19 protein-coding genes and 1 pseudogene are annotated in these 19486 nt (G+C 61.8%); 14 read left to right on the forward strand and 6 right to left on the reverse strand.

Going from position 1 to position 19486, the window contains the following annotated elements; genetic code table 11:
- Window positions 1-35: 35 nt before the first annotated feature.
- From NMQ03_RS14765 to glmS, 3 genes and pseudogenes are all read right to left on the reverse strand, one after another.
- Window positions 36-1617: pseudogene (locus tag NMQ03_RS14765) on the reverse strand (NAD(P)H-hydrate epimerase).
- A gap of 15 nt (window positions 1618-1632) precedes the next feature.
- The gene (locus NMQ03_RS14770; protein WP_159631405.1) at window positions 1633-1980 is read right to left on the reverse strand and encodes a holo-ACP synthase; all 348 of its coding nucleotides are present in this window, start codon (window positions 1978-1980) and stop codon (window positions 1633-1635) included.
- 241 nt (window positions 1981-2221) lie between these two features.
- A complete protein-coding gene (gene glmS, locus NMQ03_RS14775) occupies window positions 2222-4114 on the reverse strand; it encodes a glutamine--fructose-6-phosphate transaminase (isomerizing) (protein WP_255172804.1) in 1893 nt (630 codons plus the stop codon).
- 105 nt (window positions 4115-4219) lie between these two features.
- Between glmS and coaA the strand changes: the two genes are divergently transcribed.
- The 3 genes from coaA to mscL are packed head-to-tail and all read left to right on the forward strand — an operon-like array spanning window position 4220 to window position 6507.
- The gene (gene coaA, locus NMQ03_RS14780) at window positions 4220-5215 is read left to right on the forward strand and encodes a type I pantothenate kinase (protein ID WP_255172805.1); all 996 of its coding nucleotides are present in this window, start codon (window positions 4220-4222) and stop codon (window positions 5213-5215) included.
- 5 nt (window positions 5216-5220) lie between these two features.
- Window positions 5221-6078 (forward strand): D-alanyl-D-alanine carboxypeptidase family protein, encoded by an 858-nt coding sequence (locus tag NMQ03_RS14785; RefSeq protein ID WP_255172806.1) that lies wholly within the window; start codon window positions 5221-5223, stop codon window positions 6076-6078.
- A gap of 24 nt (window positions 6079-6102) precedes the next feature.
- On the forward strand, window positions 6103-6507 hold the full coding sequence (gene mscL, locus NMQ03_RS14790; RefSeq protein ID WP_255172807.1) for a large conductance mechanosensitive channel protein MscL: 405 nt from the start codon (window positions 6103-6105) through the stop codon (window positions 6505-6507).
- A gap of 62 nt (window positions 6508-6569) precedes the next feature.
- On the opposite strand, the gene glmM is transcribed toward mscL, so the two are convergent.
- Window positions 6570-7931: a phosphoglucosamine mutase gene (glmM, locus tag NMQ03_RS14795; protein ID WP_255172808.1), complete on the reverse strand. Its 1362-nt coding sequence runs from the start codon at window positions 7929-7931 to the stop codon at window positions 6570-6572.
- 184 nt (window positions 7932-8115) lie between these two features.
- Here glmM and NMQ03_RS14800 point away from each other — a divergent pair, with 184 nt between their 5' ends.
- The 4 genes from NMQ03_RS14800 to NMQ03_RS14815 are packed head-to-tail and all read left to right on the forward strand — an operon-like array spanning window position 8116 to window position 13248.
- Entirely contained in the window at window positions 8116-9360 is a 1245-nt protein-coding gene (locus NMQ03_RS14800) for a bifunctional glycosyltransferase family 2/GtrA family protein (protein ID WP_255172809.1), read from the forward strand.
- Entirely contained in the window at window positions 9357-11330 is a 1974-nt protein-coding gene (locus NMQ03_RS14805; protein ID WP_255172810.1) for a glycosyltransferase family 39 protein, read from the forward strand. The genes NMQ03_RS14800 and NMQ03_RS14805 overlap by 4 nt, the downstream gene beginning before the upstream one ends.
- A 10-nt stretch (window positions 11331-11340) precedes the next feature.
- Window positions 11341-12630 carry a glycosyltransferase family 39 protein gene (locus NMQ03_RS14810; protein WP_255172811.1) on the forward strand — a complete coding sequence of 430 codons (1290 nt, stop codon included), beginning with the start codon at window positions 11341-11343 and terminating at the stop codon, window positions 12628-12630.
- A 6-nt stretch (window positions 12631-12636) separates the two neighbouring features.
- Window positions 12637-13248 (forward strand): hypothetical protein, encoded by a 612-nt coding sequence (locus NMQ03_RS14815; RefSeq protein WP_255172812.1) that lies wholly within the window; start codon window positions 12637-12639, stop codon window positions 13246-13248.
- A gap of 65 nt (window positions 13249-13313) precedes the next feature.
- Here NMQ03_RS14815 and rpsI read toward each other — a convergent pair whose 3' ends face one another.
- Window positions 13314-13817, reverse strand: a complete 504-nt coding sequence (gene rpsI, locus NMQ03_RS14820; RefSeq protein WP_175316342.1) for a 30S ribosomal protein S9 — start codon at window positions 13815-13817, stop codon at window positions 13314-13316.
- Between the two features lie 38 nt (window positions 13818-13855).
- Window positions 13856-14299 (reverse strand): 50S ribosomal protein L13, encoded by a 444-nt coding sequence (gene rplM, locus NMQ03_RS14825; RefSeq protein WP_015937805.1) that lies wholly within the window; start codon window positions 14297-14299, stop codon window positions 13856-13858.
- Window positions 14300-14563: 264 nt separating this feature from the next.
- Here rplM and NMQ03_RS14830 point away from each other — a divergent pair, with 264 nt between their 5' ends.
- The 7 genes from NMQ03_RS14830 (at window position 14564) to NMQ03_RS14860 (ending at window position 19383) form a co-directional block, all read left to right on the forward strand.
- Window positions 14564-15259, forward strand: a complete 696-nt coding sequence (locus NMQ03_RS14830; RefSeq protein ID WP_255172813.1) for a prepilin peptidase — start codon at window positions 14564-14566, stop codon at window positions 15257-15259.
- A gap of 279 nt (window positions 15260-15538) precedes the next feature.
- On the forward strand, window positions 15539-15739 hold the full coding sequence (locus tag NMQ03_RS14835) for a Flp family type IVb pilin (protein WP_255172814.1): 201 nt from the start codon (window positions 15539-15541) through the stop codon (window positions 15737-15739).
- 23 nt (window positions 15740-15762) lie between these two features.
- Window positions 15763-15963, forward strand: a complete 201-nt coding sequence (locus tag NMQ03_RS14840) for a Flp family type IVb pilin (RefSeq protein WP_369693187.1) — start codon at window positions 15763-15765, stop codon at window positions 15961-15963.
- Window positions 15964-16045: 82 nt separating this feature from the next.
- Window positions 16046-16444, forward strand: a complete 399-nt coding sequence (locus tag NMQ03_RS14845; RefSeq protein WP_255172815.1) for a TadE/TadG family type IV pilus assembly protein — start codon at window positions 16046-16048, stop codon at window positions 16442-16444.
- Complete coding sequence (locus NMQ03_RS14850; protein WP_255172816.1) at window positions 16432-17397, forward strand: TadE/TadG family type IV pilus assembly protein; 966 nt, start codon at window positions 16432-16434, stop codon at window positions 17395-17397. The genes NMQ03_RS14845 and NMQ03_RS14850 overlap by 13 nt, the downstream gene beginning before the upstream one ends.
- 19 nt (window positions 17398-17416) lie before the next feature.
- Entirely contained in the window at window positions 17417-18187 is a 771-nt protein-coding gene (locus NMQ03_RS14855; protein WP_255172817.1) for a Flp pilus assembly protein CpaB, read from the forward strand.
- Window positions 18184-19383, forward strand: a complete 1200-nt coding sequence (locus NMQ03_RS14860) for an AAA family ATPase (RefSeq protein WP_255172818.1) — start codon at window positions 18184-18186, stop codon at window positions 19381-19383. Before NMQ03_RS14855 ends, NMQ03_RS14860 begins: the two co-directional genes overlap by 4 nt.
- Window positions 19384-19486: the final 103 nt, after the last annotated feature.

Raw genomic sequence — 19486 nt, forward strand, 5'->3', positions numbered from 1 at the left:
ATTGGAACGCCCCTGCTGCTGGTGCGAACTAATGCCTACCGTAGTGGTTGGCTGTGACTATTACGTTTCCAGGCTTCATAGTTACTAAGCATGCTGACTTTACCCCAGGTTTCGGGTAGGGCATCTGCAATTCCGCCAGCGGCGATCGGCCCGCCGGACGCCGCCTCCGATGCCGCCCTCCCTGCCCTGCCGTGCAACGCGGCACCCAGCGCGGCGATGGCAGCCCACCGACTGTCCCCTACGATGCCCAGATCCCGGAAGCGGCCGACGTCGGACCCGTCCTGGGCGAGCAGCGCACCGATGACGCCGGCCAGGACGTCCCCGCTGCCGGCGGTGGCGAGCCAGGGCGTGCCGTCCGCCTGGCTGAAGGTGGTGCCCCAGGGAGCGGCAACGAGGGTTGTGGCACCTTTGAGCAGGACGGTGGCCCCGGTGCGAACAGCCGCCTGACGGACTGCGGCGAGCGTGCCTGCTTCCACAGCTTCCCTGTCCTCCTCGTGGCCCAGGCGCTGGAACAGCGACGCCAACTCACCGGCGTGCGGGGTCAGCACCACGTGCGGCGCGAGCATGGCAGGCAGGGCGGGCAGCGCACCGGCATCGGCCACAACGGGAAGGTCCGATGCAATAGCGTCCCGGGCGCGGGTCAGCTGTTCGTGGTCGTGCGGGCCCATCCCGGAGCCCACCAGCCAGGCCTGCACGCGGTTCTCCGCGACGGTTCCGGTGCTGCAGACCACCTCGGGACAGGACCGGCGGACCAGGTCGGCCACGGACGGCGGACCGAGGTACCGGACCATGCCCACTCCTGCTGCCAGTGCTCCCCGGCAGGCGAGGACCGCAGCGCCGGGGTAGTCCTCGGATCCGGCCACTACGCCCAGGACGCCGCGGGAGTACTTCTGGGCGCGCCGGGCGGGGCGCGGCAGGAGCCGGGCCATGTCGGCTTCCTCGAGCCGACGCAGGGAGGGTTCCGGCAGGTGCTCCTCAATCCCGATGGGCACAACCAGCACGCGGCCTGCGTAGTCGGCGCCGGGGTCGGCCAGCAGTCCGTTCTTCGCTCCCCCGAACGTGACAGTCAGGTCGGTAAGCAGGACGGGCGCGGCGGCCTCGCCGGTGTCCGCGTCGACGCCGCTGGGAAGGTCGCAGGCCACCACAAGGCCGCTGCGGTGTGCGTCGGTGAGGGCCTGGACCAGGTCCGCGGCGCTCCCCCGCAGGCCGCCCTTGGCGCCGGTTCCCAGCATCGCATCGATCACGACGTCGGCGCGGGCGGCTTCGGCCGCCAGTCCGGGCAGCGCTTCTTCGGAGAGCCGCTGCACCCGGCCGCCGGCGCGCTCGAAGGCTGCCAGTCCGGCCGGATGGGCCGCATCCCCGGTGAGCACCGCCGTCGTTCGCATTCCCCGGGCGGCCAGGAAGGCGCCGGCGAACAGGCCGTCGCCGCCGTTGTTGCCCGTGCCGGCCAGCACCACCACCCGCGAGCCGTTCAGACGGCTGCCGCGGGATTTGAGTTCATTGACGACGGCGGTGGCCAGCCCGTGTGCGGCGCGCTGCATGAGCACGTCCCCTGGTAGCAGCCAGGAGGGGTTCCTCGGCGGCCCGGACCTGCGTTCCGGTGTAGGCGCTGATCATGCGGCGGAGGCCTGGTCAGCCCTCGGCCAGGACCGTGGCGGTGGCGATGCCGCCGTCGTGGCTGATGGACAGGTGCCAGCGCTTGACGCCCTTGGCCTCGGCAACCGCAAGGACGGTGCCCTTCACCTGGACCGTGGGTCCATTCCGGTCGAGGCCGATCCAGCAGTCCTGCCAATTCATGCCGGCGGGCGCGCCAAGGACCTTGGCCACCGCTTCCTTGGCGGCGAACCGGGCAGCCAGGGAGCGGGTGTTCAGCTCACGTTCCGCGGGCACGAACAGTCGGTCCCTCAAGCCCGGCGTCCGTTCCAGCTGGCGGCCGAACCGCTCGATGTCTACTACGTCTACCCCAATGCCAACGATCATGGGTGCCATTCTACGGTGAGGCTCCCTGCGGGAAGCGGGCGCGCGCCGGTCATTCGGGCTGTCCGCCATCAGCGGAAAAGCGTGACTTTCAAGCTGACCGCGCGGAGCGCACCCTGACATCCAAGGACTTCCGTGGCCGAGGCGGGTCAAAAGTTACGCAAACCGTTTCGACCGGAGGGCGTTAACGCTGAAGCCCCGGACCATGGTGGCCCGGGGCTTCCGTTGTCCTGCAGTGCGCCGGTTATTCGACGGTGACGCTCTTGGCGAGGTTGCGGGGCTGGTCCACGTCGTAGCCCTTGGCTGCGGCGAGTTCTGCAGCGAAGATCTGCAGCGGAACGGTGGTCAGCAGGGGCATCAGCAGGGTAGGGGTCTCGGGGACGTAGAAGACGAACTCGGCGTAGGCCTTCACGGCCTCGTCGCCTTCCTCGGCGATGACCAGGGTCCGGGCGCCGCGGGCACGGACTTCCTGGATGTTGGAAACCACCTTGGCGTGCAGCGAGTCACGCCCGCGCGGGGACGGGACCACCACGAACACCGGCTGGCCTTCATCGATCAGGGCGATCGGGCCGTGCTTGAGCTCACCGGCGGCGAAGCCTTCGGCGTGGATGTACGCGATTTCCTTGAGCTTCAAAGCACCTTCGAGGGCCACCGGGTAGCCCACGTGCCGGCCCAGGAACAGCACGGACTTCTCGTTGGCCATGGACCGGGCCAGCTCGCGCAGCGGGCCGGCGTTGTCCAGGATGGTCTGGATCTTCGCGGGGATCTTGTTCAGGTCCGCCAGGACGTCCTTGATCTGGCCCGAGAAGATGTTCCCGCGCAGCTGCGCCAGGTACAGGCCCAGCAGGTACGCGGCGGTGATCTGGGCCAGGAACGCCTTGGTGGAGGCCACAGCGATCTCCGGACCGGCGTGCGTGTAAAGCACGGCATCGGATTCACGCGGGATGGTGGAGCCGTTGGTGTTGCAGATCGAGATGGTCTTCGCACCCTGCTCCCGGGCGTACCGGACGGCCATCAGGGTGTCCATGGTCTCCCCGGACTGGGAGATGGAGACCACCAGGGTCTTCTCGTCGAGGATCGGGTCCCGGTAACGGAACTCGTGCGCGAGCTCCACCTCGGTGGGGATCCGGCACCAGTTCTCGATCGCGTACTTCGCCACCATGCCCGCATACGCGGCGGTACCGCAGGCCAGCACGATGATCTTGTTGACCTGCTTCAAAAGCTCCGGGTCGATCCGCAGCTCATCCAGGGTCAGCTTGCCGTCCAGGTCCGACCGGCCCAGCAGGGTCTGCGCCACGGCGTCAGGCTGGTCATGGATTTCCTTCTCCATGAACGAGGAGAACCCACCCTTTTCGGCCGAGGCCGGGTCCCAGTCCACGTGGTATTCCTTGCCCTGGGCCGGGTTGCCAAAGAAATCGGTGATCGTGACGGTGTCGGCGGTGATCGTGACGATCTGGTCCTGGCCCAGCTCCACCGCGCGGCGGGTGTAATCGATGAACCCGGACACGTCCGAACCCAGGAAATTCTCCCCCTCACCCAGGCCAACCACCAGCGGTGAGTTACGGCGGGCGGCCACGACGACGTCGGGCTGGTCCGCGTGCACGGCCAGCAGCGTGAAAGCACCTTCAAGGCGCTGGCACGCCAGCTCCATGGCCCGGGTCAGGCCACCGTTCGCGGTGTCCCCGCCCAGCTGGTTGCGCAGGATGTCCGCCAGCAGCGCGGCAGCGACCTCCGTGTCCGTCTCGGACAGGAACGTCACGCCCTTCTCCAGCAGCTCGAGCTTGAGCTCGGCGAAGTTTTCAATGATGCCGTTGTGGATCACGGCGAGCTTGCCGCCATCAGCCAGGTGCGGGTGCGCGTTGCGGTCCGTCGGGCCGCCGTGCGTCGCCCACCGCGTGTGGCCAATACCGGTCAGGGTCTCCGGCAACGGCCGGGCCTCCAGCTCACCAATCAGGTTGCTCAGCTTCCCGGACTTCTTCCGCGACTCGATAGCCCCCTGGGACACCACAGCCACACCGGCAGAGTCATAACCGCGGTACTCCAGGCGCCGCAGCCCCTCCAGGACAACATCCAACGCACTGTGACCATTAATTGCACCGTCAACCGAACGGCCTACGTAACCCACGATTCCACACATAGGCACAAGACTATCGGCAGCGTGCCACTTGCTCTAAACCGGGAGGCCTCCGGGGGGCGCCTCGGTGACGGGTGCCGCCGCACTGAGCAGGGGCGTCATTTCGCGATGGGCCGGGAGCGGGGCAGAATCTTTAGCGTGACTTCGCAACGCAATGAAGCGAACGGGGAGGGTGCCTCGCCGTTCGTGGAGCTGGACAGGCATACCTGGTCCCGCCTCGCAGCCCAGATGGAACAGCCCCTTAATGAAGAGGATGTGCTGCGCCTTCGCGGGCTCGGCGACCCCCTGGACATCAACGAAGTCAGGGATGTCTACCTGCCGCTCTCACGGCTCCTGCACCTGTACGTGGAGGCTGCCGGGCAGCTGCACGCGGCCACCACCACGTTCCTGGGCGAGCAGACCCAGCGCACCCCGTTCGTGATCGGCGTGGCGGGCTCTGTTGCCGTGGGCAAGTCCACCATCGCCCGCGTGCTGCGGGAGATGCTTCGCCGCTGGCCGGGCACCCCCAACGTGGAGCTCATCACAACCGACGGGTTCCTCTACCCCCTGGCCGAGCTCAAGCGCCGGCAGCTGCTGGACCGGAAGGGTTTTCCCGAGTCCTACGATCGCCGGGCGCTCCTGCGCTTCGTGAGTGAGATCAAGGGCGGCGCCGAGGAAGTGCGCGCGCCCTGGTACTCACACGTCACGTACGACATCGTGCCCGGCAAGGAAGTGGTGGTCCGCCGCCCGGACGTGCTGATCGTTGAGGGCCTGAACGTGCTGGCCCCTGCCCGCCCCCGGCATGACGGACGCCAGGGCCTGGCCCTGAGCGATTTCTTTGACTTCTCCATCTACGTGGACGCCAAGACCTCCTACATCGAGGAGTGGTACGTGGACCGGTTCCGGAAGCTGCGCAGCACCGCGTTCGCGCAGCCGGAGTCCTACTTCCACCGCTACGCCACGCTGTCCGATGAGGAGGCAGAGAACACCGCCAGGGACATCTGGAAGCGGATCAACGAGCCCAACCTGGAGGAGAACGTGCTGCCCACCCGCGGCCGGGCCCAGCTGGTGCTGACCAAAGAGGCGGACCACTCCATCCGCCGCATGCTGCTCCGGAAGGTGTAGCACAGGTGTGCTACCAATGCGGTTCTTCCAGCCGGCGCAGCTTCACCCGCTTCCTCGCGGCGGGGGCCGGACTGACCGTCCTGGCTGCCTGCACACCGGAGGCACCCAAGGCGGCGCCGCCGTCGTCCTCTGTTCCTTCCCCTTCCCCCTCCCCTGCGGCCGCCACCGCGTCAGCGGGCCCGACGGCGGAAACGGCTGCCGTGGGCCAGCCGCCTGAGGCGCCGTCCCCCACACCGTCGCCATCGGCGGCCTTGGCGCGGCAGTTTTCGCTCGATGATCCGGCGAGCCCCTGGGTCATCGTGAACAAGCACCGGCCCCTGAAACCGGCGGACTATGTGCCGGCTGACCTGGTGCGTCCCGCCGTCGCGATCTCCGCCGCGGGTGAAGCGGCGCTGCTGAACAGCACTACGGCGGCAGCGGCTGAGGCGATGTTCGCGGCGGCCGCGCGGGATGGCGTGGCAATGGTCCTGGCCAGCGGGTACCGCTCGTACAGCACGCAGGTGACCACCTACAACGGGTACGTCGCGGCCCGGGGACAGGCCGACGCCGACACGGCCAGTGCGCGGCCCGGCCACTCGGAACACCAGACCGGGTGGGCGTTCGACATCGGGGACGGCGGGGGTGCCTGCAGCTTCCAGCCGTGCTTCGCGCAGCAGCCGGCGGCCACCTGGGCGAAAGCGAACGGGCACCGGTTCGGGTTCGTGGTGCGGTACTCGTGGATGCTGCACCCCGTCACGGGGTACTACTACGAGCCGTGGCACCTGCGGTACGTGGGGGTGGAGGCAGCCACGGACATGCTGAACCGCGGCATCGGCACCCTCGAGGAATACTTCGGGCTGGAAGCGGCACCAGCGTACCTGTAATCCCGGTGCGCTAGGTTGGTTCTCATGCTTAGTGGATTCAAGAACTTCATTATGAAGGGCAACGTTGTTGACCTTGCCGTGGCCGTCGTCATGGGTACCGCGTTCGGAGCGGTGGTCACGGCGCTGGTGAACAAGGTGCTGATGCCGTTCATCTCCGGCCTGGTGGGTGCACCCAATTTCGACAGTTTTGCGAAGGTAAACCTGAACGGCAACGCCATCGAATTCGGGGTGCTGCTGACTGCAATCGTGAACTTCCTGCTGATCGCGGCGGCCATCTACTTTGTGGTGGTGATGCCGATGAACATGATGATCGAGCGCCGCAACCGTCGGCTGGGGATCAACAAGGACGTCAAGAAGGATGCTGCCGAGGACCCTCAGGTTGCGCTGCTGACCGAAATCCGGGATGCGCTGAAGGAGCGCGCGCTCTGAGTTTTTCCAAACGCAAGTGGCCCGTCTCCCTGCTGGGAGGCGGGCCACTTTTCTTGCTGTGCCTAGTTTGAGGCGAGTTCCAGTGCGAGTTCGGTCCGGACCACCTGGGCCAGGTGTTCGCCGATGGACTGGGCAGTCTCTTCGTCGGCGGCCTCCACCATCACGCGGACCACCGGCTCGGTGCCGGAGGGACGGAGCAGGACCCGGCCGGTGTCGCCGAGGGCGGCTTCCGCCGCGGCCACGGCCTGGGCCAGGACGTCGCTACTGCCCACGCGGCTGCGGTCGACACCCTTGACGTTGATGAGCACCTGCGGGAGCTTGGTCATCACCGTGGCGAGTTCTTTGAGCGGCTTGCCGGTCAGGGCCACCTGCGCGGCGAGCTGAAGCCCGGTGAGGAGGCCGTCGCCGGTGGTGGCGTGGTCGGAGAAGATCACGTGCCCGGACTGTTCGCCGCCCAGGTTGTAGCCGCCGTCGCGCATGCCCTCCAGGACGTAGCGGTCCCCCACTGCGGTTTCCAGTATGGTGATGCCGGCGTCGCGGAGGGCGATCTTGAGGCCCAGGTTGCTCATGACGGTGGCCACCAGGACATCGTCCTTGAGCTTGCCGGCCTTCTTGAGCGCTACGGCGAGGATGGCCATGATCTGGTCGCCGTCCACCTCGTTGCCCTCGTGGTCAACGGCCAGGCAGCGGTCAGCGTCGCCGTCGTGCGCGATACCCAGGTCCGCTCCGTACTTGACCACGGCTTCCTTGAGGGGTCCCAGGTGGGTGGAGCCCACGCCGTCGTTGATGTTCAGGCCGTCAGGATCCGCGCCGATGACGATGAGATCGGCGCCGGCGTCCTTGAAGAGCTGCGGTGAGCAACCGCTGGCGGCACCATTGGCGCAGTCCAGCACCACGGTGAGGCCGTCCAGGCGGTGCGGAAGCGTGCGGAGCAGGTGGACGATGTAGCGGTCCTCTGCGTCGGAGAAACGCTGGATCCGGCCGACGTCGGGGCCTGTGGGGCGGACGGCTTCCTTGCTCATCTGGGCCTCGATGGCGTCCTCGACGTCGTCCGGCAGCTTCTGGCCGCCGCGGGCGAAGAACTTGATGCCGTTGTCCGGCGCCGGGTTGTGGGAGGCGGAGATCATGACGCCGAAGTCGGCGTCCAGGTCCGCGACCAGGTAGGCGGCGGCGGGGGTCGGCAGGACGCCGGCGTCATAGACGTCGATGCCTGAGCTGGAGAGCCCGGCTTCCACGGCGGCGGCGATGAATTCACCGCTGGCGCGCGGGTCCCGGGCCAGCACGGCGCGGGGCCGGGAGCCGCTGGAGTTGCGGTCGTGACCAAGCACGACGGCGGCCGCCTGGGCCAGCTGCAGGGCCAGCTCTGCTGTCAGCAGGCCATTGGCCAGCCCCCGGACACCATCAGTTCCAAATAATCTAGACACCGGTCAAGTGTAGAGGATGGGTGCTGCCAAGATCTGCGTAGGCGGCGTTCCGCGGCTGGCCCTACCTGTTGAGTACCTGCTCACGGTCTGGGCAGATTACTGGGACTACTTGGTTTTTTTCCTTGCTACCTGTCTTTACTCGAAACCCTCGCCACGCCTATTTGGCGGCCCCTACGATCCATGCATGACACCTAGCTATGGGGGCTTGGCGCTCGAAATTGTAGTACCGGTCTACAACGAAGAAGCGGTACTGGAACGCAGCATCACAAGGCTCGCCGAATATCTGACGAATGAAATGCCGTCGACGTGGAAAATCACCATCGCCGATAATGCAAGCACTGACCGGACACCGGTGATTGCCGCTCGACTTAGTGAGCACCTGCCAAACGTTGAGTATCGGCGCCTTGAGGTCAAAGGACGCGGGTACGCGCTAAGGGATGCCTGGTCTGCCTCGAATGCCAAAGTCCTGGCCTACCTGGACGTTGACCTCTCCACGGATCTGGCAGCGCTTCCACCTTTGGTGGCCCCCCTGCTGTCCGGGCATTCTGACATTTCCATCGGCACCCGTTTGGGCCAGAGTTCCCGGGTGAGCCGGGGGCCCAAGCGTGAATTCATTTCCCGGTCCTACAACTTTTTACTCCGCCGCACCATGCAAGTGAGGTTTTCCGATGCACAGTGTGGTTTCAAGGCGATCCGCGCCGACGTAGCCCAGCGGCTACTTCCCCATATTGAGGACAACGGCTGGTTTTTCGACACGGAGCTTCTGATTATTGCTGAGCGTTCAGGCCTTCGCATTCACGAGATTCCTGTCGACTGGGTGGACGATCCGGACAGCCGGGTGGACATCAAGCAGACGGCTCTAGATGATCTCAGAGGGATGGTGCGCGTAGCGGGATCCCTTTTCAAGGGGGTCATTCCGGTTCAAGCCATCTACGCCGAGCTTGGCCGGCGTCCCATTACGTCTGCAAGGCGGCCAAGCTTCTTTGGTCAAGTACTCCGTTTCGGGCTTGTGGGGATTGCCTCCACCGTGGCGTTCGGCGTGCTCTACCTCATCTTGCAGAGCCCATTTGGATCCCAGGAAGCGAACTTCCTGGCCTTACTTCTGACCGCTGTTGGCAACACCGCAGCGAACCGGCGCTTTACCTTCGGGATCGTCGGGCCTTCGAGACTAGTAACCCAGCAGATTCAAGGACTGATTGTTTTCCTGCTCGCATGGGGCATCACTTCTTCGGCCTTGTTCATCCTTCATGCCGCCAAGCCGGATGCACTCCCGAGCGTGGAACTACTGACGTTAACAGGCGCCAATGTCCTTGCGACCTTATTGCGGTTCGTCCTCCTGCGCCTGTGGGTCTTCAGGAACGGACGAAATCAGAAAATCCAGCCACGTCTTGTCGGGGCGCCTATAACGGTCGATGGACGCGTCTCATGAGCCGCCTGCTAAATAGCGCCCACGTTTCCACAGCTACCGACAGAAACAGCGGGTATATCGGTGCAAAACGCACAAGCCCGTGGGAGTGGAACCACCAACTGTTGTTCGTTTTGCACAGAATCTGGCGCGGCCCGGACGAGACCGAGCCATGGGAGAGGCGGGCGCTTTTTGGCCTGCTAAGTGTTATTGCAGCCCTGTACCTTTGGGGGCTGGACGCGAACGGCTGGGCCAACCCCTACTACTCGGCGGCTGCTCAAGCGGGAGCTCAGGACTGGAAGGCCTTCTTTTTCGGATCCTTCGAGTGGGGCAATCTGATAACGGTTGACAAGACCCCGTTGAGCATCTGGGTCATGGCCCTGTCAGTTCGGCTGTTCGGTCTCAGCAGCTGGAGCATCCTGGTTCCCCAAGCCCTGATGGGAGTGGTTACCAGCTACCTTTTGTACCGCTTGATGCGGCGGGGTTTCGGTCCGCGCACTTCTCTTTTTTGTGCAGCCGTCTACGCAACCACGCCTGTTGTCATGCTGATGTCAAGGTTCAACAATCCTGAACCGTTGATGGGCTTGCTGACAGTGTCGGCAGTATCCATAACTCTGAAGGCAATGGAGTCCGCCAAGCTGCGAACATTTGCGTTGGCAGGGCTCCTCTTGGGGCTTAGTTTCATGGCTAAACAGGTTCAAGCCCTCCTAGTTTTGCCTGCGCTTGGCATTTCCATCCTTGCCTTCGGCCAAGGGCAGTTCCGGCACAGGCTTCAGCAAGGGATGGTCGCATCGGGAACCCTTCTAGCCACTTCGTTAGGGTGGCTCATTACCGTGGACCTAATTCCCGCTGCCGATCGTCCCTACATCGGTGGATCGGTAAATAACAGCGCACTCGAACTGACTATGGACTACAACGGTCTCGCACGGTTTCTTCAAATACCGCTGAATTCCCAAGGCAACAAAGTTTCAGGTACAGCCAGCGACGCCGTGGAGTTCGTCGGGGGCCTACCTCGGCTCCTTAACGGCAACTTCGCACAGGAGATCGCCTGGTTGTTAGTAACCGGGATCTTCGCGAGTATCGTACTTGTCGTCCTGCATCGCACTCTTAACTTGAGCCGCGGTCAGCGGAACATCGTTGCAGTTTCAATACTTTGGTTCAGCACAGCGCTTCTGGTGCTTTGCTGCATGGGCACGATGATCCATACCTATTACACGTACTCCCTGGGTGCACCTCTTGCTATGACCGTAGCCTTGGGGATCGCGTCCCTCTGGAAACTCCGCTATAGAACGGTTCTTCGCGTCCTGGGGGCCATCTTGATTGCGTCTTCGGTGTACGTGGCTATGAGAGTGATGGAATACAGCAATGAGTGGCCTTTGTGGCTGCGCATCGGCTTGTCTGCTCTCGGTTTAGTCGGCGCAATGCTTTGGGTTCTACAACCGACTCGTCGTCACCTCGATCTTCTTACCTCGGCCGTTCTTGCCTGTAGCCTCTTGGCCGCCCCTATAGCAACCAACATATACACGATGTCAACTCCCCAATGGGGCACCAATCCCATGTCAGGGCCAGTAAGCAATGATCCCGGCTCTTTGACAAAACTCATGGCAGCTTTGAAGAAGGGGGAGATCCGGTGGGCGCAGCAAACAGCGCTCGGAGTTACCGTTCCAGAGGTGACGGAGATGGTCAGAACCCGAACCTCAAACCAAAAATGGGGAGCCGCAACCTTCACCGCACAGAATGCTGCTCTTTACCAGCTGCAATCCGGAAGGCCAGTAATTCCCCTGGGAGGTTGGCTCGGAAGCGATCCAGCACCAACACCGGAGCAGTTTAGGACTCTAGTGGCAGAAAATCAGATCGGGTACTTTATTTTGTCTCAGGACTTGCTGGAGCGGGGCGGTCTAAGTACTCAAACCCAGGAAATCACAGAATGGGTTCGCCGCAACTTCACAGAAGAGGTGGTGGACGGTGTCAGCATCTACGATCTCCGGAGATGACAATAAGTCAGTGATCAAGTTCAAGCCTGCAGTGCCCGTTTCGAGGATTCAGGCGGCAGCCCGGCACTTCCTGCGAGGTCGTGCTGCAGATCCCATCTGGGAGCGACCGGCGCTATTATTGATTCTCGCGGCAAATGCCCTCCTGTATTGCTGGAATTTGGGGATCAACGGATGGGCCAATTATTTCTACAGCGCTGCAGTTCAGTCTGGCCTTCTGGACACGTCGTCCTTCTTCTTTGGATCCTCGGATTGGGGAAACTCCATAACGGTTGATAAGCCGCCCTTGAGCCTTTGGATTATGGGACTATCTGTTCGACTATTTGGTTTCAACCCAGTGGCCATGCTGCTTCCCCAAGCGTTCATTGGCATTGGAAGCACACTGCTTATCTATGCAATTCTCAAACGATGCGTTGCCGGGGTTGCCGCACTTTTTGGTGCAGTAGTCTTTTTCACTACGCCGATCGTGACCCTGATGTCCCGCTACAACAATCCTGATCCGCTGATGCTGCTCTTGATGCTGGGAGCGTTATGGTGTGTGCTCCAGTCAATTGAGTCGCGGCGCGCTCTGCCTTTCGTAGCGGCTGGCATATTGCTGGGTTTGGCCTTCATGACCAAGCAACTGCAGGGAATGCTAAGCCTTCCCGGCCTGGGATTGGCTTACCTGATCTACAGCCCTCAGCCGTGGATTCGACGCATCCGCGTACTCGCCGCCGGGACGGCTGCACTGGTTCTTACTGGCGGTCTGTGGATGACAATCGTCGATTTGATTCCCGCTGGGAGCCGTCCATATATCGGGGGCTCCCCCAACAACAGCGTTCTCGAGCTGACGCTTGGCTATAACGGACTTGACCGAATAGCCGGCAGCGGCGTTGTGCCTGATGCGATGCAAGTCCCGGACACGTATCGAACAGTCGAAAGCGATGCAGGATTGTTCCGGCTTCTCAACGCAAACTACAACCAAGAGGCCTCATGGTTGCTTTTTGCGGCACTCTCGTCCATTCTGCTAATGCCCCTCATGTGGAAGAGGATCACCAGGCGGCAGGCCGTCTCCAAAGCGTTGTTCGTGATCTCGACGGTGTGGCTATTGACCGCATATTTTTTGCTCAGTTTCATGGGTAACCAGATACATACCTACTACACAGCCGCGGTGGCCCCACCCTTGGCGCTGACGCTGGGCCTGGTATGTGATTATGTAGTGACGAATCGTCGCTCAGCGCTAGCACGCCTTCTCGGAACCTTCATCGCGTCGATTGGGCTTTTATCATCTTGGCTTATTCTCCAAGGAACTCTAGGTTGGTAAGCCTGGATGCCGGTTGCCGTGCTTGGCACCGGACTTACTGCAATTGCTGCTTTGATTGTGCGACCACCAACACAGGTCATTCAAGCGTTTGCTGCCGGGGTGCTCGCCACAGCAGTACTCTTCGGTCCAGTAGTGACCTCGATTCACAATGTCACTTTGAGCTTCACAGGTTCTAATCCCCTATCGGGCTTCCCGTCGAAGAACCCTGCTGGGATAAGCCACCTTCTTGAATCGCTCAAGAATAACGAACTGCCGTGGGGCCACGACATCGCCTTCGGCCGCCAGCCCGATACCGCCGTTGTGAGCACACTGAGCATGAGCCGGGGATGCACCTGGGCGGCAGCGAGCTACGCTAGCCAAACTGCGGCCAGACTACAGTTGGAATCCGGTCGTCCCGTGATGCCGTTAGGAGGCTTCGCGGGCAGCGACCCGTCCCCAACATTGGAGGAGTTCAAAGCCGACGTTGCCGCTGGCAAGATTTGCTATTTTGTCCAGCAAGAGTCCTTTGTGGAGGTGCAAGCAAATGAGTCTCAATCCACTTTGATCTCAAAGTGGATTGAAGGTAACTACCAGCCAGAAAGGCTCGATGGAACAACGGTATACCGCCTCAGAAACTAGAACTGAGACCAAACGATAGAAGCCCGCCCCACCAACCGGTGGGACGGGCTTCTGTGCAAGCGGATTTAGCGCTTGGAGTACTGCTGAGCCTTACGGGCCTTCTTGAGACCGGCCTTCTTACGCTCGATGACACGGGCGTCGCGGGACAGGTAGCCGGCCTTCTTCAGCGTCGGACGGTTGTTCTCAACATCGATCTCGTTCAGCGAACGGGCGATGCCGAGGCGCAGGGCGCCGGCCTGGCCGGAGATGCCGCCACCGTGGATGCGGGCGATGACGTCGTAGGCACCTTCGAGATCAAGGATCTTGAAGGGCTCGTTGACGTCCTGCTGGTGCAGCTTGTTGGGGAAGTAGTTCGCCAGCTCGCGGCCGTTGATGGTCCACTTGCCGGAACCGGGTACGACGCGAACGCGTGCAACGGCTTCCTTACGGCGGCCAACAGCCGCGCCGGCAACGGTCAGGGCCGGGCGCTCCTTCTTGGGCGCAGCTTCAGCAGCTGAGCTTTCAGAGGTGTAGCTGGTCAGGTTTTCCTCGGCCTCGACAGCCTCGGTGGTCTCTTCGTTCTGAGCCACGATTCTCCTTGTATAGATAAGTTGTTTGGTGGCCAGGACTACTGGGCGACCTGGGTGATTTCGAAAGTCTTGGGCTGCTGGGCGGCGTGCGGGTGCTCAGCACCGCGGTACACCTTCAGCTTGCCGAGCTGCTGGGCAGCAAGGGAGTTCTTGGGGAGCATGCCCTTGATGGCCTTCTCAACGGCGCGGACCGGGTTGGATTCCAGCAGTTCCGCGTAGTTGACGGAGGTCAGGCCGCCCGGGTAGCCGGAGTGGCGGTATGCCCGCTTCTGCTCCAGCTTGGCGCCGGTCAGGGCTACCTTCTCGGCGTTGATGATGATGACAAAGTCGCCCATGTCCATGTGGGATGCGAAAGTGGCCTTGTGCTTGCCGCGCAGCAGGATTGCGGTCTGGCTTGCAAGACGACCAAGGACAACGTCGGTGGCGTCAATGACGTGCCACTGGCGGTTGATATCGCCGGGCTTCGGGGTGTACGTACGCACGGTGTTTGCCTCGTTCTTGTTCTGGCGTTCTTGTTTAGGTGTCGCTAGCTCGCGCACCTACTGTCTGCGCGCTACCGGAACAGAGGTGAGGGCTCCATGTAACCAGTCATCCTGAAGTTCCGAATGTGCACGTTGAGTAGTTATCCTGCAACCGGATCCTCAAGCGGGCACGCACCATCGGAATAGGACACGCACAACGACTACCAAGATTAGCGCGTCAGGTGGTTCGGGGTCAAAATGAGGTAGCCGGAGGCCGCTGGGGCCATGCCGGCCCAATCAACGCAGGGGGATGCAGTGCTGTCAGCGGCGAACGGGGATCCCACCAGCGCACTGCTAGTTGTTGGCGCCGGGATCCTGGGAGGCATCCTCTCCCCCATCGCCGAACTCCTGATTGCGAAGCTTCTTCCGAGGCTCGGCGAGACGCCGGGACTGCAGGCAAGAATTACGACGGCGGCGCTCACCGGCATCGCATGTGCGGCCTTTGCCGCGCATTTCGGCAACGCATTGAGCCTTCCAGCCTTCCTTTTACTTTCCGTACTGGGCACCCAGCTGGCACGCATAGACATGGCGCTCCATTTGCTGCCAAATCCCCTCGTGTTAATACTGCTGGTAAGCGGTCTTTTACTGCTTTTACTGCCGGGACTATTTGGTAAGCAATCTGATGATTTGCTCCGCGCAGCCCTTGGAGCGGTTATTTTGTTCGCCTCCTACCTGATTTTGGGACTAATTTCCCCCGGCGGCATCGGGATGGGCGACGTGAAGCTCGCCGCGCCTGTCGGCCTTTACCTGGGGTACCTAGGTTGGAGCCACCTCCTGTACGGGGGGCTCGTCGGCTTCGTCTTGAATGGGGTTGTGACTGTGCTGGTGCTCAGCCGAAAAAGCCGGACTAAAGCCACCGAAGTACCCCACGGCCCCTCGATGCTCGGCGCCGTCATAGCCGTCGCATTCTTCATCGGGTAGCGAAACGGGCGCACCCCCGTCCAGGCCCCATCGTCGTTGCGTCAACAGCCCTGAGTAGTTCGTGGTCCACCTGCCGACACTGACTGAGTACTGAGCCGCGTATTCGAGTACGTACTTTCAGCATCCGCTAGAAAAGTCGAGTACCACTACGCATTGTTGCCCGCTACCACCCAGTGACAATCTCTTATTAGCGAAGTCCAGCCGCTAATAAGATTTATGGGGGCAGCTGGAAATTCGTTGAAATCACTAAATCCAATTTCACCGAATTAAGGAAATACAATGACTTCTCTCATGGTCTCGATGATGGCTTTCGTCGCCGGCGTCAAGGATCGTTTTGACTCTGAAAAGGGTGCAACCGCCACAGAGTACTCACTGCTGGTCGGACTCATCGCCCTGGTTCTGGTTGTCGGCGTCGGCTTCTTTGGGCGGACCCTCAACACCTGGTTCAGCACGCTGGGTACCACCGTCAGTGGTTGGTAACTCCACCGGATAGGAGCACTGCAGTGAAAAACATACTTTTGGCCATAACCGCACTGCAAGCATGGGCGGAGACCAACATCAGGTCTGAAAAAGGGGCCACTGCTACTGAATACGCACTGCTCGTGGGTCTGATCGCGCTCGTTCTTGTTGCCGGCGTCGGCTTCTTTGGAACAACGCTCAACACGTGGTTCAGCACTCTCGGTACCACCGTCAGCGGCTGGTAAGTCGATGCATCATCGGTGTGCCGCGCTCCGCAGCGCGGCACACCGCTTCCATTTCACGCTGCAGAATGTCCAGGGGGACTCTTTGAAACGCAGCCACAGAACTTCTGATAGCGGTGAACATGGTGCCGTTGCAGTCGAATTCGCGCTCGTCGCCCCGATCCTGATCGCTCTGATCGTCGCCATCGTCGAATTCTCGAATGCTTACAACATCCAGGTTTCCGTCACCCAGGCATCACGCGAAGCGGCCCGAACCATGGCGATCACCCATGATGCCGCGAAAGCGATCGCAGCTGGCAAAGCCGGGGCTCCATCGATCAATACGAGCTTGCTTAGCTTTGACTTATCCTCTGCTACCTGTCCTGCGGCCACTCCACCGGCCACTGCATCTGTCACAGCTACGTACTCTGGCACGTCACTTACCGGATTCTTCGGATCCTCGTTGGTCCTTAAAGGCAAGGGGGCAATGCAATGCGGCGGCTGAGAAATCCACGGGTCAAGGATTCGCGTGAGCACGGAGCGGCGGGCGTTGTGGTCGCCGTCATGATGCTCGTCCTCATTGGCGCGGGCGCAATGGCGGTGGACGTCGGTCAGATATACGCCGAGCGTGCGCAGCTGCAGAACGGCGCGGACGCAGGTGCACTTGCTGTCGCAAGAAGTTGCGATCCTGGTCCATGCACGGCATCACTGGCCGCGCCGCTTGCCAACGCGAACTCGAACGATGGCAGCAGCGACGCTGTTGTGGACCTAAGCGTCGCAGGCAAGGTAACGGTCACAACCTCAACGAGGAATGGTTCGAACAGCTTTCTGGCAAAAATGTTTGCCAGTGCCCTGAACAGCAGCCCGGTGACCGTGGGGGCGACAGCGACGGCAACCTGGGGCCATCCTGGATCTGGGCCAGCGACTCTCCCCATCACGTTCGCGCCTTGCCAATTCGATGTCGACGGAAGCTTGCACACGATCCTTGTTCATGGGAGCCAGACCTGCGTCAGCGATAACCCTTCTGGGGCAGCCGTTGCCGGCGGGTTCGAATGGCTCTCACCGGACCCGGGGAAGTGCGGCACCACTGTATATCCCGATGATCCTGCTACTCCGGGCTTAACGGATCCGTATGCGAAGACAGACACCGGGCTTAACATGCCAAGCATTTGCAAGCCCGTCATTGAGAGCTACCTCAACAAAGTTGTTCTCATTCCCGTTTACTCGAGCGTCACGGGGACGGGCTCAAACGCCAAGTACTACATCAAGGGATTTGCGGCCTACCTGCTGGTTGGTTACAACTTCCCGGGCATGAGCGGCGGCGACCTGACCGGGCTGGGCGGCAGCGATAAAGGAATCCGGGGAAGGTTCGTCAGCTGGGTCGCCGATCCGTCACTGTACGGCGACGGCGGCTATTCCGGTGGCGGCGCGGATCTACCGCCGCATCTCGTTAAGTAGAAAGCCTAAGGGGAAAGTAATGAAAGCACGCCTACTGGGAGGCATTGCCGCGCTGGTTGTTGCAGTCATCGGCACGGTCCTTCTCTTCAATTACGTCCAAGGCGCGGACCGACGCGCATTGGCGAACACCGAAACAGAGGACGTACTGGTTGTAAAGCAGAGCATCCCGGCCGGAACGCTTACCAGCCAACTCGCGCAGTACGTCGCCACCAAAACAGTGCCACGTAGCGCCGTCGCAGCCGATGGAGTTCACGATCTAAGCTCCCTGGGATCGACTGTTACTTCAGTGGCGTTGGTGCCCGGCGAGCAACTCCTCAGCAGTCGCTTGGTTGATGCAAATGCCTATCTCGGCCCCTCCCGGGTTGCTGTTCCTGCCGGGCTTCAGGAGATCACTCTTCGCCTTGGTATAGAGAGGGTCGTGGGCGGCAAGATTCAGGCCGTCGACACAGTGGGCGTCTTCATCTCCATGGCCGACTCCACGGGAGGCGGAAACGGAACCCAGCTGACGTTCCATAAGGTTCTCGTCACGGCCGTTCAGTTCAGTTCGGGAGCCGCCGCGCAAACGCAGGCGCAATCGACCCAAGGGAGCTCGTCGGGTGCCCTCAACGCCGCCAGCGAGAACAAGCCGGCAACAACCGACACTTACCTCATCACGTTCGCCAGGGACGCCGTTGACACCGAAAAGCTCGTATATGCCGCTGAATTCGGGAAGGTTTACCTTTCGAAGGAACCGGCAGACGCGACCGAGGGAACCAACGGTGTAGTCAACCAAACGAAGGTATTCAAATGAGCCGGTTCATCCTGATCTCACCATCCGTGGACTACGAGCGGAAGGTTCGGTCGTCCGTGGCGCCGCTCAGCGGCTCGTTGCAGTACTTCCAAGCCGCCTACCTCCCGGACTCACCCGACGATATCCTGCGGCAGCAAGCAGGCGAGCCTCCGGAAGTGCTCATTCTTGGCCCTGGTCTTCCGCAGGAGGACGCTCTCAAGTTCGCCGCGGTCATGGACCTTCAATATCCGGAAATTAGCATCGTCCTGGCGGCGGATGACGACGGCGAGCTTGCCTTGAACGCGATGCGATCAGGCATCCGCGACCTGATCCCGCCGACAGCCGACATGGACCAGGTCCGGGCACTGGTGGAACGGGCAAGCCTTGCCGCGGCCGGACGTAGGCGCGGCTTGGCCCCTAACACTGCTGAGCGTCCTGCCGCTGAAGGAGGACGGGTCATCGCCGTTATGTCGCCCAAAGGCGGCGTAGGGAAGACGACGGTCGCAAGCAATCTGGCGATCGGCTTGGGGCTGGTATCACCCATGAGCGTCGTGATCGTCGACTTGGATCTCCAGTTCGGGGACATTGCCAGCGGCCTGATGCTGGATCCTGAATTCACGATCACGGAGGCCGTAGTCGGTGCCGCCAGCCAGGACGCGATGGTGCTCAAGACATATTTGTCGCTGCACCCCAGCAACATTTATGTCCTGTGTGCACCTCGCAATCCCATCGACATGGATCGGATATCCGGCGAAAATATCAGCCACCTGCTGCGCCAATTGCGGGCCGAATTCCAGTATGTGGTGGTCGATACCGCACCCGGCCTGGGCGAGCATGTGCTGGCAACACTGGAGCAGGCGACAGACGCTGTTTGGGTGTGCGGCATGGACGTTCCCAGCATTCGTGGATTGCGAACTGGGTTCCAAATCCTTTCGGAACTCGATCTACTCCCCGATAACCGGCACGTTGTCCTCAACATGGCCGATCGGCGGACAGGCCTTACGGTCCAGGACGTGGAGGCCACCATTGGCGCTCCGGTTGACGTTGTCCTACCTAAGTCCCGCGCGGTGCCGTTCTCCACGAACAAAGGAGTCCCCCTTCTCCAGGACGGAAGCCGGGATGGAGCGGCCAAGGGCTTGCGCAAATTGGTCGAGCGTTTCAAACCTAACTGGGAAGCGCCACGCAAGAAGGTTCACAGAAGGGCGGTAGTGCAGTGACTCTCTCAAATCGATTTGCAAAGCTGCGTGGCGAATCCGACCCCCCAGCGTCACAATTCTCCCCACATGCCGCGTCGACTTTGGGGGCCATCCAGCAGGCCCA

The organism is Arthrobacter sp. DNA4 (assembly GCF_024362385.1).
Classification (GTDB): Bacteria; Actinomycetota; Actinomycetes; order Actinomycetales; family Micrococcaceae; genus Arthrobacter.